This is a genomic window from Stagnihabitans lacustris, assembly GCF_025950525.1.
Classification (GTDB): Bacteria; Pseudomonadota; Alphaproteobacteria; order Rhodobacterales; family Rhodobacteraceae; genus Stagnihabitans.
The window spans coordinates 521,417-537,462 of the sequence record NZ_JAPDGS010000001.1 but is presented as its reverse complement, the minus strand read 5'-3'; the positions used below and the strand labels follow the sequence as shown (position 1 = coordinate 537,462).

Below are 16,046 nucleotides of genomic sequence, written 5' to 3'. Positions count from 1 at the left end.
CTTGCGACGCGTCTTACGCCGCCAGCAGCACCTTGGCCTCATGCGCCTTCAGCGACAGCCTGGCCGCGGGGAAGCCCTGATGGGACAGGTCGGGGAACAGCGCCTCGATCTCGGCGCGGGTCTCGGCCTCCATCTCGGACAGCATCCGGGCGGCGGGCTGGAAGCTTTCGGTCCAGGCGCCCTCGGCCTGGATGATCTCGTGGGCATCAAACAGCAGGTGGATATAGGTGACACCGGCCGGCAAAAGCGGGGTGGCCTCCAGATGGCGGGCGGCCACCAGAACCTCGGCCTCGCCAAACAGCATCTCGGCCCGCGCGCCCTCGATCAACATGCGGTGTTGCGGCGACACGGTCAGGTCACGCCGCGGCAGGCCCGCCCCAAGGCTACCCGCCGTGATCCGCAGCGGTTGCAGCCGAGGTTGAACGATCAGATCGGCCAGGCTTAGCGCCCGCCTGCCGATCCAGCGCAGGGGCTGGACCCCGTTGTCGCGGGTCAGGATCAGGTCTCCGGGCGCCAGGCATTCAACCGCCACGGCGCCGCGACCGGTCTGGATCAGGGTGCCGGGGGTGAAACAGGGCATGACTTTCTCGATGTTCGAGAAGGTCATGGTGCTTTGCACCGTGCCATCAGAATTCAGGAACTCGACCGTTCCAGCCTGAGGATCGGTGGCGCTGTAGATCACATTGGTCCGGGCAAAGCCCCAGGCCGAAAGGTCCAGCGTGTCGAAATCCCCGGCGCCGCCGTCGACCGTGTCGCCGCTGTCGCCCTTGATCCAGTCGCTGCCGGCGCCGCCAAAGACCTGATCGGCCCCGGCCCCACCGTCGATGGAATCCGCGCCGCTTCCGGCATAGATCTGTTCGACCCCTGCCCCGCCCCAGATCGTATCCGCGCCGTCATTGGTCAGGACATAGCCGCCCGCCCCGTTCAGACGGCCGTCGATCAGGTCGGCCCCGGCGCCGGTCCACAGCGCCTCGATCTGCGAGAAGCTGACCGTGCCATTGCCCGCGCCCGGGGCCGTCATCGTGCCGGCCTCGGACCCGGAATAGACCACCGTCACCGGACCGGGCAGATCGGCATAGATATAGTCGATCTCGGCGCTGCCGACATCCTCGCCGCCAGTGACCGCATCGGCGCCAAAGCCATCGGCCAGATAGACAAAGCCATCCGACCCGGTGCCGCCCTGCAGCGTGTCATCCCCGGCCTCGCCCAAAAGCGAGTCGTCGCCCGTGCCGCCCGACAGGCTGTCATTGCCCGCGCCGCCGTAAAGCAGGTCATTGCCCGCGTCGCCCGCAAGCGTGTCGGACTCGGTCCCGCCATACAGCGCGTCGGCGCCCTCGCCGCCCGTCAGGCTGTCGGCCCCCGCCTCGCCCGACAGCGTGTCGGCGCCAAGGCCGCCATCGACGACATCCGCCCCGCCCCCGGCCAGAACGCTGTCCGCGCCATCCCCGGCCGCGACCGTATCCGCCGCGCCCGACCCCGTGACCACATCGGCCCCAGAGCCCGTGTCCAGCCAGACCCCGGTGGGCGAGCCGCTGGCGTTCAGCGTGTCGGCGCCGGTGCCGGTGGTCAGCCGCTCGATCCCCGCGAACGTGACCGCGCCACCAGAGGTCGTGGCCGTGCCCGCCTCGGCGCCAGACCACGCGGCCGTGACCGCGGTGGTCAGGGCCGACAGGTCCAGCGTGTCCTGGTCCAGCGTGCCGCCCTCGCCGCCAAAGACCTGATCGGCGCCGCCCGTGGCTGCGATGACAAAGCGGTCGGCGTCGTCGCCGCCAGAAAGCAGGTCATCGCCCAGACCCCCCGCCAGCGTGTCCGCCCCGGTGCCGCCGGTGATGCTGTCCGCCCCCGCGCCGCCCGCAAGGCTGTCGTCGCCGCTGCCGCCGTCCAGCGTGTCATTGCCCGCCCCGCCCGTCACCGTGTCATTGTCGGCCCCGGTCAGGATGGTCAGCGGCCCGGTGGCCAGGCTTGCATCATAGCGGTCCGCGCCCTGATCGCTGACAAAGGTTTCGATATTGGCAAAGCCGGTGCCGATATTGGTCGTGCCGCCGGTGCCGCTGGTAAAGGTCACGACCTCGGCCGTGGTGCCCGCCGTGCCGTCCAGCGTGTCAAGACCCGCGCCGCCGTCGATCGTATCGGTCGAGGACAGGATGATCCGGTCATTGCCGCCGCCGGCATTGACGCTGTCCGCGCCATCGCCGCCCGCAAGCGTGTCATCGCCCTCGCCCCCGATCAGGCTGTCATTGCCCGCATCCCCCGACAGGCTGTCGTTGCCGGCATAGCCATAGATCGTGTCATCCCCATCCCCGCCCGAGATCACATCGCCCGCAGCGTCATAGGCCACCGACGACCCGGTGATCTGCACATCGTCCAGGATCGACCCGATGCTGTCGTTGTTGCCAACCTCGGTGAAGCGCAGCGTATAGGTGCCGCCGCTGGGGAAGGTGAAGTTGAAGGTATAATTGGCCCAGGCAGCGGGCAAAACCGTCTGGCTCAGGATCGCAGCACCGTTGGCATCGACCACGGTGACGGTAAAGCCATCAACCCCCGCCGTGCCCGCAGGCGACGCACGCAGCGCCGCCCGAAAGGACAGCGTCGCCGCCTGCGTCCCCGCCACGGTGAAACTCTGCTCCATGACCGTGGTCTGACCAGAGTTGCCGTCCATCTCGACGGTCATGTTGCTGGTCGAGCCGCCGGTGAAATAGGCGCTCTCGGGATTGACCTCCATGTCCGTGCCCGACCAATTCGCCGTGCCCGCGGTGAAATTGCCGTTCAGGATAAAGGTCCCGCCCGCCCCCGCCAGCGTGTCGCCGCCGTAAAGGATGTCATTGCCCGCGCCGCCCGTCAGCGTGTCGGCGCCATCGCCGCCGTCCAGCGTGTCGGCCGTGCCCGCGCCGTTCAGCTGGTCATTGCCAAGCCCGCCATAAAGCTGGTCGCCCGCGCTGGTCAGCGTGTCATTGCCCGCCGTCAGCGTGTCATTGCCCGACCCGCCATAAAGCGAGTCATTGCCGCCCAGCGCCGTGATCTGGTCATTGCCCGTGCCGCCATAGATCTGGTCGGTATCCGTGGCCCCGATCCCGGTGCCGATATAGCGGTCATCGCCCGCGCCCAGATCGACATAATCGGCCGCCCCGGCATTGGTGTTGTTCTGGGCCTCGTCATAAACCAGATCATTGCCCGCCCCGGACAGGATCGAATCCGCCCCCCCGCCCCCGATCAGCGTATCGGCGCCAGAGCCGCCCCAGGCCGTGTCATTGCCCGCGCCCAGATCGGCCGTCACCGCCGAGGTGGCCAGCGTCGCGTTCAGGCTGTCGGCCAGGCCCGCCAGAACCAGGCCCTCGATCTGCGAGAAGGTCGCCGTCGTGTTGGCCGAGGTGATGCTTCCCGCCTCGGCCCCCGAAAACACGACCGAGATCGCCGCGGTCAGGGCGCTGGCGTCGACCGTGTCGCCCGTCACCTCGTCCGTCGTCTCGCCGCCCTGGATCGTGTCGGCCCCGAAGGTTCCGGTCAAAAGGATGCGGTCGTCGCCCCCACCGCCAAAAAGCGAGTCGCCCGCGGTCCCGCCATCCAGGATGTCATTGCCGGTGCCGCCATAGATCGCATCGACCCCGCCCGCCCCCGACAAGGTATCATTGCCGCCATTGCCATAGATCGTGTCGGCAAAGCCTGTCCCGGTCTGGGAATTGTTGACATTGAGCGTGTCGTTATAGGTGGCCATCTGCGTCTCCGAGGCTAAGCCCTTCGGATAAGAGGCAAATTCTATTAAAATACGGCAGGACCCGTGGCGTTTTCCGGGCAATCAAGGCGGGATGCGGGCAGCGGGCCACTTTTTTGCCCGAATGGGACGCCGGGCCTTGCAGAACCTGCGGGCCGATATGGAACCAAGGGGGCCTGAAATTGAAAAGGGGGGCCTGCGCCCCCCTTTCCCAGAGCCGGGGTGATCCCCGACCAGCTGCATAACTTGTTAGCGCATCAAAAGCGCGGCCTCGTGACGCTTCAGCGTCTTGCGGGCGGATTGATAGGTCTCGATCCCGGCATCGGTCTTCAGCTCGGGGAAGAGGTCGAAGATTTCCGAACGCTGGGCATTGCCCATGCCGCGCAGGGTCTGGTCGCCGGGCTGGAAGGTTTCCGTCCAGGCGCCGTTGGACAGCACGACTTCATGGCGAGCGCACATGAAGTGGATATAGCTGACCCCTGCCGCATCGACCGAATGAACGCCCTTGGCGGCGGTCAGGTGCTTGGCGGCCACCAGAACCTCGTGTTCGTCGAAATACAGCGCCGTGCGGTCGTTGGCGACCAACAGGCGGTGGTTCGGCGAGACGAGCATGTCGCGCTCCGGCAGGCCATTGCCCAGCGATCCGGCCCGGACCAGAACCGGCTTCAGATGCGAAGCGGCGTTCAGGTCGGCCCAGGACAGGTCACGACGGCCAACCCATGCGATTTCCTGCATCCCGTTGTCGCGGGTGATGATCCGGTCGCCGGCGCGCAGGGATTCCACCGGAACCTCGCCGCGCGGCGTCGCGATCAGCGTGCCGGGGGTAAAGCAGGGGATGACGTTTTCAATATTCGTGAAGGTCATCGTGCCGGTGACGTTCTTGTCGGCATCCAGGAACTGCACCACACCGTTTTCCGGATTGGCGCTGTCGTAGATCACCTTCAAGGGGCCAGCGCCGGTCAGGTCCAGCGTGTCGTAGTCGTTGCCAGCCTCGCCGCCATCGACCACATCCCCGGCGTTGCCGCCGACAAAGACGTCGCGGTCGGCGCCACCGGTCAGGGTGTCGCGGCCCGCATCGGCGTAAAGCGTGTCATTGCCCTCGTCGCCATTGACCGCATCATTGCCGGCGCCGCCATAAAGCTTGTCGTCGTCGATGCCGCCATAGATCAGGTCATTGTCGGCATCGCCAAAGATCGTGTCCTTGTCGTCCATGCCATAGAGCGTGTCATCGCCCTCGTTGCCACGGATCAGGTCAAGGCCGTTGGTCGGCGCAAGATCGGTCGCGTCGGGGATGTTGACGCTGTCGGGCACGCCCGGACCATAGCCGCCGTAAACGACGTCATTGCCCGTGCCGGCCTCGATCGTGTCAGAGCCCTCGCCGCCCACGATGCTGTCGGCGCCCGCGCCGCCATAGACGGTGTCGTTGTCGGTGCCCGCGTCGATCGTGTCGCGCCCGTCACCGCCGGTGATCAGGTCGGCATCGTCGCCGGTCTTGATCGCATCATCGCCCGCGCCGCCATCGACCGTGTCACGGTCGTTGTTGACGTCGGTATCGGCGGCATACAGCCCCGGATAGCCGATGTCGGGACGCTGCGCCAAATCGCCCGAGGAGGTGTCGATGACGTCATTGCCGTCGCCGCCCAGGATCGAGTCCCTTCCGTCGCCGCCAAACAGGCTGTCATCGTCGATGCCGCCGTCGATGACGTCATTGCCGGCATCGCCATAGATCGTGTCGCGGTCATCGCCACCCAAGACGGTGTCGTTGCCGTCGCCAGCCCGCACCAGGTCGCGGTCATTGCCCGGCGCGCCATCGGTTGCATCCGGAATGGCGCCCGCCCCGATCCCGGCGGTGATCAGGTCATCGCCCGAACCGCCCTCGATCGTGTCAGAGCCCTCGCCGCCGACGACGGTGTCATTGCCAGCGCCCGCCGTGACCAGGTCGGCATCATTGCCCGCGTCGATGTTGTCGCGCCCGTCGCCACCGTCGATGGTGTCGGCATCGTCGCCCGTGCGGATCACGTCGTCGCCATTGCCACCCGAGACTGAGTCGCGGTCGTCGTTGACATCTGCATCGCCCGCCGCACCCAGCCCGATATCGGGCGAGCCCGCGCCCGAGGAGGTGTCGATCACGTCATTGCCGTCGCCGCCCAGGGCCGTATCCTGCCCCGCGCCGCCGATCAGACTGTCGTCGTCGATCCCGCCATCCAGCCGGTCGTTGCCCGCGTCGCCATACAGCGTGTCCGCATCGTCGCCGCCGATGATCGTGTCATTGCCGTCACCGCCGCGCACCAGGTCGCGGTCGTTGTTCGGCGCCGGGTCGGTCGCATCCGGGATCGCAGCGCCCGAGGTCACGATGCCCGCGGTGATCAGATCATCGCCCGCGCCGCCCTCGATCGTGTCAGAGCCCTCGCCGCCGACAACCGTGTCATTGCCAGCGCCCGCCGTCACCAGGTCAGCGTCGCTGCCCGCGTCGATGCTGTCGCGGCCCTCGCCGCCGTCGATGGTGTCGGCGTCATCGCCGGTGCGGATCACGTCGTCGCCATTGCCGCCATAGACCAGATCGCGGTCGTCGTTCGGATCGGTGTCGGCCCCATTGAAACCGGGCACCGCGATATCGGGCGCATCCGTGGCCGAGCCGGTGTCGATGACGTCATTGCCCTCGCCACCCACCGCGGTGTCGCGGCCTTCGCCACCGGTCAGCGTGTCATCGCCCGTGCCGCCGTCCAGGCTGTCATTGCCCGCGCCGCCAAAGAGCTTGTCGTTGCCCGCCTCGCCGTTCAGCGTGTCGTTGCCCTCGCCGCCCTCGACCGAGTCATTGCCGTTGCCGCCATAGACCAGGTCGTTGCCGATGCCGGAGCGGACCGTGTCATCGCCCTCACCGGCGCGGACCACGTCGTCGTTCGGACCGGCGCCACCGATGATCGCGTCATTGGCGTCGATGCGGTCGCCCTGCGGGTCGCCGGTATAGGCGCCGTCGATCAGGTCATTGCCCGTGGTGCCGTCGACATAGCCATCGCGCGGCGGCGCATCCTTGAGGATGTTTTCGATATTGGTGAAGGACATCGACCCCGTGACCGTGCCACCCCAGCCCGACAGGAACTGGATCGTCCCATTCTCGGGATTGGCGGGGTCGTAAACCACGGTGACAGGGCCCAGACCGCGCAGATCCAGCGTGTCCAGGTCGTTGCCGCCCTCGCCGCCGTCCACCTTGTCGCCGGCATTGCCGCCGACAAAGACGTCACGGTCGTCGCCGCCCGACAGGCTGTCATTGCCCGCGCCGCCGTTCAACGTGTCGTCGCCCTTGTCGCCGGACAGGGTGTCATTGTCCTTTTCGCCGGCCAGCACGTCATTGCCCGCGCCGCCATAAACCAGGTCGTTGCCGTCGCCAGCATTGACCGTGTCATGGCCCGCGCCCGCGTCCGACGGCGTGACCGAGGTATAGGTGTAATGCGCATTGTCAAAGCTGGCGCCCGAGGTGCCAAGGTTGACCTTGACCGACACGTCGTTGAAGTCCTTGTCGCCAAGCGCCTTGGTGTCTTCAAAACCGATGTTGACCGCGCCATTGGCATCAACGCCCAGACCCTTGGTGTGGATCTGGTTGTCGTTGTTCAGGCCGATCCGCCCACCATACCCCGAGGAATAATAGGTCCCATCGGGCGAGACGATGCCCACGCCGATCACGGTGCCCGGCGCGACGTTATAGGTGTAATTCGTGCCGATGCCGACATCGGTGTCGGTGTTCAGCGTCTGGATATTGGTGATCGCCCCCGTGACCGGGTTGATCGAATAGACGAACAGCTTGCAGTCATAGGCCCCGGCATCGCCCGTCAGGGTGATCGTGACCGGCGAGGGCGCCGCCGTCGTGGCGCTGTCGCCATAGATCGTGTCCTGGCCCGTGCCACCGTCGATGGAATCGTTGCCCGCGTCGCCCGCGATCAGGTCGTCGCCCGCGCCGCCGTCCAGCTTGTCCTGATCGTTGCCGCCATACAGCAGGTCATTCCCACCCGCGCCCGTGATCGTGTCGTTGCCGCCATTGCCCCAGAACTGGTTGGTATAGACATCGCCCGCGGTCGTGCCCTGGCTGTCAAAGCCCGTCAGGCTGTCGGCCGAATTCGACCCGATGACACCGTCGATCCCGCTGCCGACGCTGTCGCCGGCCGCATCGCCGCCCGACAGGACGCCGGTCGACAGGTTGACGTTCACCCCCGAGGCCGAGTTCGAATAGTCGATATTGTCCTGGCCCGTGCCACCAAAGAACGTGTCCGCGCCCGCGCCGCCGATGAACTTGTCATCGCCCGCGCCGCCATATTCGACGTTCGCGCCCGACCCGCCGGTCAGCGTGTCATTGCCCGCCTCGCCCTGCAGGTTGTCATTGCCATTGCCGCCCGACAGGCTGTCGTTGCCGTCGCCGCCGTAAACGGTGTCATGGCCCTCGCCCGCGATCACGGTGTCGTTGCCGCCATTGGCGTAAACCACATCGTCATTCGACCCTTTGTTGCCCAGGATGGCATCATTGTGGTCGATCAGATCCTTTTCCGGATCGCCGGTGTAATTGTAGTCGATCAGGTCGTTGCCCGCGGTGCCCTCGACGGTGCCGTCCCGGGTGTCCTGGCATTTGCGGCCATACTGGTCATACCAGCAGCCGTCCGAACGCTGGCTCACGCAGCTGGAATCGACCCAGCACTTGTTGCCCCAAAAGTCAGTGTAAAAGAAGCACAGCGTCATACCCGATCCCCTTCATTTCTTGCCGCCGAAACAGAGGACAGGGCAGGCGACACCGACAGAATCGAGCAGACCCGCAGGTCATTGCGCCTAATTTTGCCAGGTTTCGTCACCGACCACTCCACGCCTCTGGGGGAAACCCCCGTTCTCCGAAATGCAGGAGCCGCAAAGCTCCTGATCCGGGCTGCGCAAGTGATGCGCGGCCCGAATGCCGGACTGTCGTGATGGTCGGGTGGCAGGAGGACGCCAAAAGGCGAGCGGGGCCTTCTGGCCCGCAGGGTTCGACGCAGCGTCGAAACCGCTCGGTCTTTTAACAACATTCCTGCACCGTCAAGTGCAACACCACTTACAGACCGCCCCCACGGCCTTGTCCCACCAGGGCAGGACACGTCTTGATTACCCGGCGTTAAGGTTCAGGAAAAGTGAAAAAACGGCGGAACCGGGGCCGCAGCAGGGGGGAAATTCTGCGGTGCCGCGGCAAGAAGGGGAAAATCTTCTCCTCAAGGTTGCGCACTGTAAAAGGCCTGGAAACAGTGCCACATGAAGGAATCGGCGCTGCGCCTTGAATCCCTTCCCTTTTCGCGAAAGACCGACTTTGCACCTGCAGCAAGTGTCGCCAGAATGGAAACGCAACCTTCTGTTTACCACGACCCCGAAAATTTGCCTGAATTCCGCCCAAATCCGGTCTCCGCCCCTGGTGCAAGTTTCAAGTTGAGCATCAATTGCGGAAAATTGCCGGGATTTTTGCCCGCTAACGCATTGGCGGGGCAGGCTTTGACCGAATCACCGGCCGCAGAAAGGCCACGGGAATGCCGCGATGCGTTCCGGGGATGTTCCCACCTTGCCCCGCAAAACCACCGAAGATCCCGGGTGTGCCAAAGCCCGGGGGGGCAAACTTCGGGGGGTGCCATCTCCCTCAAAGCTGCGATTGTGCCTTTGCCGCGATCGCGGCGGCGGGACCAGCAGTCGCCTGCGCCGCATCGTGCGGCGAAAGGTGCATTTGATCGCGACATCCCGGCGCCAGTGTCATGCGGAGCGCGGGCCGACTGACCACCGCCCCGAAAACCATCGTCCGGCCGGACGCACTCGGACGCTCGGACGGTCAACTTTCGCAACTGATCTGTAAGTGCTTGATTTTAAATGGTGCGGGCGGTCGGACTCGAACCGACACTCCTTGCGGAAACAGAGTTTGAGTCTGTCGCGTCTACCATTCCGCCACGCCCGCACATCACGCACCCCCAGGTAGGCCTTGCGGCAAGGGCACGGTCGTTGACCAAGGGGGCTTCGCCCCAAGTTCAGCCACGGAGCGCACGACGAAGGCAGTCGTCACGCGGTCCGGGCGAACACCGGGTCGCCCCGCTGTCCGGGCATCGTTTAAGCCCTGTCTTTGGCGCCGTCAACACCCTGTGGCGGCGGCTTTCCCCGCCCCCTCTTGACCGCGCGCCCGGGGCGGGCCATCTGGACCCCATGTTCGCACGCATGGCCCAAAGTCTGACCGCCGCCGCCCGCTCCAAGCGGGCCGAACCGCTTCTGGCTTTCGTGGCCTTTGCCGAAAGCTCGTTCTTTCCGGTTCCGGCCGAGGTCATGTTCCTGCCCATGTGCCTGACCCGCCCCGAACGCGCCATGCGCTATGCGGTGATTGCGGGGCTTGCTTCGGTGTTGGGCGGGATCTTTGGCTGGGTGATCGGGCATTACCTGTTTGAACTCGTGGCCCTGCCGCTGTTGCAATTCTGGAACTCGGTCGAGGCCTTCGAGGCGCTGAAGGCCCGCACCGGGGTCGAGATGCTGTTGCTGCTGCTTGTCACATCGGGCGCGGCGCATTTGCCGCCGATGAAGGTGGTGACGATCCTGGCCGGCGCGGTCAGCTTCAATCTGTGGCTTTTCATCGCGGCCGCCATCGTGGCGCGCTTTGGCAAGTTCCTGATCCTGGGCTGGGCTTTGGCGCGCTATGGCGAGACTGTCGCCGAAGTGATCAAGAAGCGCCTTGCCTTGGCGACGGTTTTGGTGATCGTGGCCGCCATTGCCTTCTGGTTGATCAAGAGCTTCGCATGACCCGTCTGACCGCCTCTTTGCTTGCCGCCCTGGGCTCTGCCGCGCTGTTGGGCGGGGCCTTCGGGTTCCAATATATCGGCGGCATGGCGCCCTGCCATCTGTGCCTGTTGCAGCGCTGGCCCCATGCGGCGGCGATTGCGCTGGGGGCCTTGATGCTGGCCCTGCGCAACACCGTGCTGGCGCGCGTGATCCCCTGGGCCGGCGCTTTGGCCGCACTGACAACGGCGGGGATCGGCGCCTATCACACCGGGGTCGAGCGCAAGTGGTGGCTTGGGCCCTCGACTTGCACCTCGGGCGATGTGTCGGCGCTGTCGGCCAAGGACCTTCTGGCCAAGATCCAGGCCGCGCCGGTCGTGCAATGCGACCAGGTGGCCTGGGAGATGTTCGGCCTGTCGATGGCGTCGTGGAACATGCTGGCCTCGCTGGCCCTGGTCGGCGTGTGGGTCTATGCGGCGACGCGCAAGGCCTAGGCCTAGGCCTGAGCGGGGATACCCAACAGTCTTTCCCCCTCTTGCAGCGCAAAGCGGTCGGTCATGCCGGCCACGTAATCGGCGATGACGCGGGCCAGTTCGGTCTGATCGCGGGCGGCGGCGATATCGGCGGTCCAGGTGTCCGGCAGCAGGTGGGGCCGCTCCAGGAACAGCGGGAAAAGCCCATCCACCACCCGCGTCACCCGCGCACGCTCGACCATGACCGAGGGCGCGCGATACATCCGCGTGAACAGGAAGGACCGGATCGCCTTCAGCTCTTGATACAGCGGCTTTGAAAAGCGGATGACCGTGGTCCCCAACAGGCGGATGTCGTCGACCGACTTGGGCTGCGCCGCGGACAGGCGGTTCTGGGCCACCGCAATCACATCCTCGACCATGCGACCAAAGACCCGGCGCAGCGCCTCATGACGGCGGCGCATCTTGTCCAGACCGGGATAGAGCCGGTCAACCTCGGCAAAGGCCGGGCCGGTGACGGGCAGGTCCATCAGGTCGTCTTCGGTAAAAAGCCCCGAGCGGAGCCCGTCATGCAGGTCGTGATGCGAATAGGCGACGTCATCCGCGATGGCCGCCACCTGAGCCTCGGCACTGGCATGGGTGTGCAGCTCCAGGTCCCAGGCGGCGTTGACCTCGGCCAGGGCATAGGGGAGGGGGCCCCCCTCTTCGGAATGGGCATGTTTCTCATCCGCGTTCGGGCCACGGACGGGGCCCCCGTCCGGCGAAGGCCGGACAACTGGGCCTCCGTCCGGCGAAGGCCGGACAACTGGGCCCCCGTCCGGCGAAGGCCGGACAACTGGACCATTATGTTTGGCGATGCCCTCCAGCGTCTCCCAGGTCAGGTTCAGCCCGTCGAAATCAGCGTAATGGCGCTCCAGCCTTGTGACGATGCGCAGGGCCTGGGCGTTGTGGTCAAAGCCGCCATAGGGCGCCATCAGCCGCTCCATCGCGTCCTCGCCGGTATGGCCAAAGGGGGTATGGCCCAGGTCATGAGCCAGCGCCACGGCCTCGGCCAGGTCGGTGTTCAGGTTCAGCACGCCCGCGATGGTGCGGGCGACCTGGGCCACCTCGATCGTATGGGTCAGGCGGGTGCGGTAATAGTCGCCCTCGTGTTCGACAAAGACCTGGGTCTTGTGTTTCAGCCGGCGGAAGGCCGAGGAATGGATGATCCGGTCGCGGTCGCGCTGAAAGGGCGAGCGGAACGAGGACAGGCTTTCCGGAAACAGGCGGCCCCGGGATTGGTCGGGCTGGCAGGCATAGGGGGCAAGCATGGGATCTTCCGTTGTTTTGCCAAAGCTTAGCCGGGCGCGGGCAAAAGGCCAAGCGGTGAAGGTTGGCCCCCCTGCCCCGCCGCCCCCCCGCCGCCCCTCGCTACTTACATCCCCCCCAAAAAGGCGCATCTTGCCGGCCGCACACAAGACCAAGCGGCACCCACCACCGACACAGGACGCCACCCGGACTGCGCGCCCCCGTCCTTTCATACTGACCCAAATATCTCGGGGGTTTCTCAAGGGGAGCTGGCTCCCCTTGAGGCTGGGGGGTTCGGGGGGACGGCAGTCCCCCCGATGGCGGGGGGTGCGGGGGGCGGCAGCCCCCCGCATGGAGAAGACGCCGAAGCCTTGAACCCGGCGCGCCCTGCCCTTACATTCCCCCTCAGGAGACCCATGATGACCCTCACCTTTCCGCCCAAAGTCACCGACCGCGCCTTTCAGCGCCTTGGCGAGATCCTCAAGGCCACCGGCCAGCAGAAATCCCTGCGCGTTGCGGTCGAGGGCGGCGGCTGTTCGGGCTTTCAATACGACATCAAGCTGGATGATCCGACCTCTGACGACCTGGTGATCGAGAAAGACGGCCAGCGCGTTCTGATCGACTCGATCTCTCTGCCCTATCTGTCCAACGCCGTCATCGACTTTTCAGCCGAGCTGATCGGGGCGCGCTTCGTTGTCGAAAACCCCAATGCGGTCGCATCTTGTGGCTGCGGAACCTCGTTCTCGCTGGCCTGAGCTTTTCAGGGCCTGAACATTTCCGGGCCTGCACCTTCACCAGTCCGAACCTTCCCCGGGCCGCCCTGTTCCCAAGGCCCAAGCCGGGATTTCCCCGCCCTTCTCCCTTGACCGCGGCGCCGGCGCGCTAAATCGCCCGAACAAAGCTGCTGAAAAGGCCGCCGTCTGACGGCCTGTCATGCTATAATCCCCATGCCGCGTCCAAAGGCCCGGCCTGACCTGGAGAAGCCGGATGAAACCCGTTCTGATGCTGGGCTCGGCCCCCTCCGCCGTCGAGGCCGCGGCCTGGCCCCGGGCGCATTTCGGCCCCATCGTCGCGATCAACAACGCCTGGCGCATCCGCCCCGACTGGGACCATGCCATCTACCCCTGGGACTTTCCCGCCGACCGCCACCCGACCCCCGCCGCGGGCCAAAGCATCGTCGCCGAAGACGCCTTCGTCCAGGCCCAGAACCGCTTTGGCGGCTTTGTCTATGGCGGCGGCACCATGGCCTTCACCACGGCCTATTGGGTGCTGGATGCGCTGAAACCCCGCGTCCTCGCGGCCTTTGGCTGCGACATGCATTACCCCGCCACTGGCCCGACGCATTTTTACGGCCAGGGCACGCCTGATCCTTTGCGCGCCGATATCACCCTGCGCTCGCTGGAGGCGAAGTCGGCGCGGTTCCTGTGCCTGGCTGCGCGCGAAGGCGTGGCGGCGGTGAACCTCAGCCAAGCGCCCTCGCGGCTGATCTGGCCCCGTGCGACGCTGGACGACCTGCCCGACCTGCGCCCCCTGCCCCTGGATCAGGCGCTGATCACCCGCGCCCTGATGCGTGAGGCTGAACTCGGCTATGTCGTCCCCTCGGGCCGCTATTGGGAGGAGGCGCACCGCTTCGACCCGCGCCTTCTGGACGAGGTCGACAGTTTGTGGTTGCAAGCCGCCCGCTCCGCGGCGCAAATCACGGCATGAAAATCGCAAGCTTCAACATCAACGGCATCAAGGCCCGGCACGACGCGCTGGTGCAATGGCTGACAGAGACCACCCCCGACGTGGCCTGCCTGCAAGAGATCAAATCGGTTGACGAGGCCTTCCCGCGTGAGGCCTTTGAACGGCTGGGCTACCGGGTCGAAACCCATGGGATGAAGGGCTTCAACGGGGTGGCGATCCTGTCGAAACTGCCGCTTGAGGATGTCACCCGCCGCCTGCCCGGCGCCAATCCTGACGGCACGGCCGACGAACAGACCCGCTGGATCGAGGCGACGGTGATCGGCAAGCGGCCCGTCCGGGTCTGCGGGCTTTACCTGCCCAACGGCAACCCGGCGCCGGGGCCGAAATACGATTACAAACTGGCCTGGATGGAGCGGATGCAGGCCCGCACCCGCGATCTTTTGGCGCAAGAGGAACCGCTGGTCCTGTGTGGCGATTATAACGTGATCCCCCAGGCCGAGGACGCCGCCAACATCAAGGACTGGACCGAGGACGCGCTTTACCTGCCCGCCTCGCGTGAGGCGTTTCGCCGGCTGTTGAACCTGGGCCTGACCGATGCGATCCGCGTCCGGCACCCGGGGCCGGGGGTCTACAGCTATTGGGACTTCCAGCGCGGCGCCTGGGAGCGCAACAACGGCATCCGCATCGACCACCTGCTTCTGTCGCCCCAGGCCGCCGACCTTCTGTCGGACGCCGGCATCGACAAGGATGTGCGCGGCCGCGACAAACCCTCGGACCATGTGCCGGTCTGGGTGGACCTGGACGCATGAGCCCCGCTGCAAAGGGGGGGGCCCCAACCTCGCCCGCGACCTGGTATAGCGAAACCCGCCTGGACCGGGCCGAACGCCCCGCGCTGAAGGGCGCGCATGACACCGACACCGTGATCATCGGCGGCGGCCTTGCGGGGCTGACCACCGCGCTGGAACTGGCGCGCCACGGCACCCGCGTCACCGTGATCGAGGCGCAAAGCCTGGGCTTTGGCGCCTCGGGGCGCAATGGCGGCATCGTCTCGGCCTCTTATGCCTGCGGGGCCAGCGCGATCCGGGCGCGTGCAGGGGCTGCGGGGGCGGAACAGCTTCATGCCCTGTCGGTCGAGGGCGTCACCCGCCTGCGCCAGACCATCGCCGAATTCGCGATCAAGGGGGCAGAGCCGACACCGGGCCTTTTGCATCTGCGCCGGTTCGATCAGGGCGCCGACCTGCGCGCCGAGGCCGAGGCGCTGGCGACCCAGGGCCTGCCCGTCACCTATCTGGACGCCGAAGCCATCGCCGACCGGCTGGAGACGCGGCGCTATCACCATGGGATCGAGGACCGGCAGGCCTTCCACATCCACCCGTTGAATTATGTCCTGGGCCTGGCGCGGGCAGCCGAAAGCCTTGGCGTCAGGATCTATGAAAACACCCCCGCCGTGGCGACCGATTTCGGCATCAGCCAGCGGATCAGGACGCCCAAGGGCATGGTGACGGCGCGGCGCATCGTGCTGGCCACGGGCGGCTATACCGGCGCGCTGATCCCCAGGCTGCAACGCGCCATCCTGCCGATTGCCACCTATATGATGGCGACCGAAGCGGCGCCTGACCTTCTGGCCGAGGTGATCCGCACCCCCATGGCAGTGCTGGATGACCGCCGCGCCAGCGATTACTACCGCGTGTCCCAAGGCCGGCTTCTGTGGGGCGGTCGGATCACGACCCGCGCGGCTCCGGATGCGGCCGTTGCGCGCGACCTGCACCGCGCCATGGTCGAGGTCTATCCGCAGCTGGCGGGGCTAAGGGTCGACCACAGCTGGTCCGGGCTGATGGGCTATGCCCGCCACCGGATGCCGCAACTGGGGCGCCTGGCGCCGGACCTGTGGCATATCACGGCCTTCGGCGGCCATGGGCTGAACACGACGGCGATTGCCGGCAAGGTCCTGGCCGAAGCCATGCTGGGCCAATCCGACCGCATCAAGGCCTTTGCCCCCTTCGGTCTTGACTGGGCGGGCGGGCGCTTGGGCCTGATTGCGGCGCAGCTGACCTATTGGGGCCTGCAAGCGCAGGACAAATGGCGCGAACGCAGATCGCAGGTTTGACCTCCCCCCCGGGGAGGCGCTGCCTCCCCGGACCCCT

The 16,046-nt window shown here is 66.3% G+C and carries 9 protein-coding genes and 1 tRNA gene; 6 read left to right on the top strand and 4 right to left on the bottom strand.

The annotated features are described in order from the left end of the window. Nucleotides 1–13: 13 nt before the first annotated feature. The 3 genes from NX862_RS02580 to NX862_RS02570 all read right to left on the bottom strand — a co-directional run bounded on the left by NX862_RS02580 (nucleotide 14) and on the right by NX862_RS02570 (nucleotide 9,656). A complete protein-coding gene (locus NX862_RS02580) occupies nucleotides 14–3,712 on the bottom strand; it encodes a Hint domain-containing protein (protein ID WP_264492303.1) in 3,699 nt (1,232 codons plus the stop codon). 246 nt (nucleotides 3,713–3,958) lie between these two features. Continuing rightward, complete coding sequence (locus NX862_RS02575; RefSeq protein WP_264492302.1) at nucleotides 3,959–8,371, bottom strand: Hint domain-containing protein; 4,413 nt, start codon at nucleotides 8,369–8,371, stop codon at nucleotides 3,959–3,961. A 1,201-nt stretch (nucleotides 8,372–9,572) separates the two neighbouring features. Next, nucleotides 9,573–9,656, bottom strand: a tRNA-Leu gene (locus NX862_RS02570). 242 nt (nucleotides 9,657–9,898) lie between these two features. On the opposite strand from NX862_RS02570, the gene NX862_RS02565 reads away from it, so the two are divergent. Further along, the gene (locus tag NX862_RS02565; RefSeq protein WP_264492301.1) at nucleotides 9,899–10,483 is read left to right on the top strand and encodes a YqaA family protein; all 585 of its coding nucleotides are present in this window, start codon (nucleotides 9,899–9,901) and stop codon (nucleotides 10,481–10,483) included. Next, the gene (locus NX862_RS02560) at nucleotides 10,480–10,953 is read left to right on the top strand and encodes a disulfide bond formation protein B (RefSeq protein ID WP_264492300.1); all 474 of its coding nucleotides are present in this window, start codon (nucleotides 10,480–10,482) and stop codon (nucleotides 10,951–10,953) included. The genes NX862_RS02565 and NX862_RS02560 overlap by 4 nt, the downstream gene beginning before the upstream one ends. A 2-nt stretch (nucleotides 10,954–10,955) precedes the next feature. Here the strand turns inward: NX862_RS02560 and dgt are convergent, their stop codons facing one another. Next, nucleotides 10,956–12,239 (bottom strand): dGTP triphosphohydrolase, encoded by a 1,284-nt coding sequence (gene dgt / locus NX862_RS02555; RefSeq protein WP_264492299.1) that lies wholly within the window; start codon nucleotides 12,237–12,239, stop codon nucleotides 10,956–10,958. Nucleotides 12,240–12,635: 396 nt separating this feature from the next. Between dgt and NX862_RS02550 the strand changes: the two genes are divergently transcribed. The 4 genes from NX862_RS02550 (at nucleotide 12,636) to NX862_RS02535 (ending at nucleotide 16,009) form a co-directional block, all read left to right on the top strand. After that, entirely contained in the window at nucleotides 12,636–12,971 is a 336-nt protein-coding gene (locus tag NX862_RS02550; RefSeq protein WP_264492298.1) for a HesB/IscA family protein, read from the top strand. A 232-nt stretch (nucleotides 12,972–13,203) separates the two neighbouring features. After that, nucleotides 13,204–13,923, top strand: a complete 720-nt coding sequence (locus tag NX862_RS02545) for a hypothetical protein (RefSeq protein ID WP_264492297.1) — start codon at nucleotides 13,204–13,206, stop codon at nucleotides 13,921–13,923. Beyond that, the gene (xth, locus tag NX862_RS02540; RefSeq protein ID WP_264492296.1) at nucleotides 13,920–14,711 is read left to right on the top strand and encodes an exodeoxyribonuclease III; all 792 of its coding nucleotides are present in this window, start codon (nucleotides 13,920–13,922) and stop codon (nucleotides 14,709–14,711) included. The genes NX862_RS02545 and xth overlap by 4 nt, the downstream gene beginning before the upstream one ends. After that, on the top strand, nucleotides 14,708–16,009 hold the full coding sequence (locus NX862_RS02535) for an NAD(P)/FAD-dependent oxidoreductase (protein ID WP_264492295.1): 1,302 nt from the start codon (nucleotides 14,708–14,710) through the stop codon (nucleotides 16,007–16,009). Before xth ends, NX862_RS02535 begins: the two co-directional genes overlap by 4 nt. The last annotated feature ends 37 nt before the right edge of the window (nucleotides 16,010–16,046 follow it).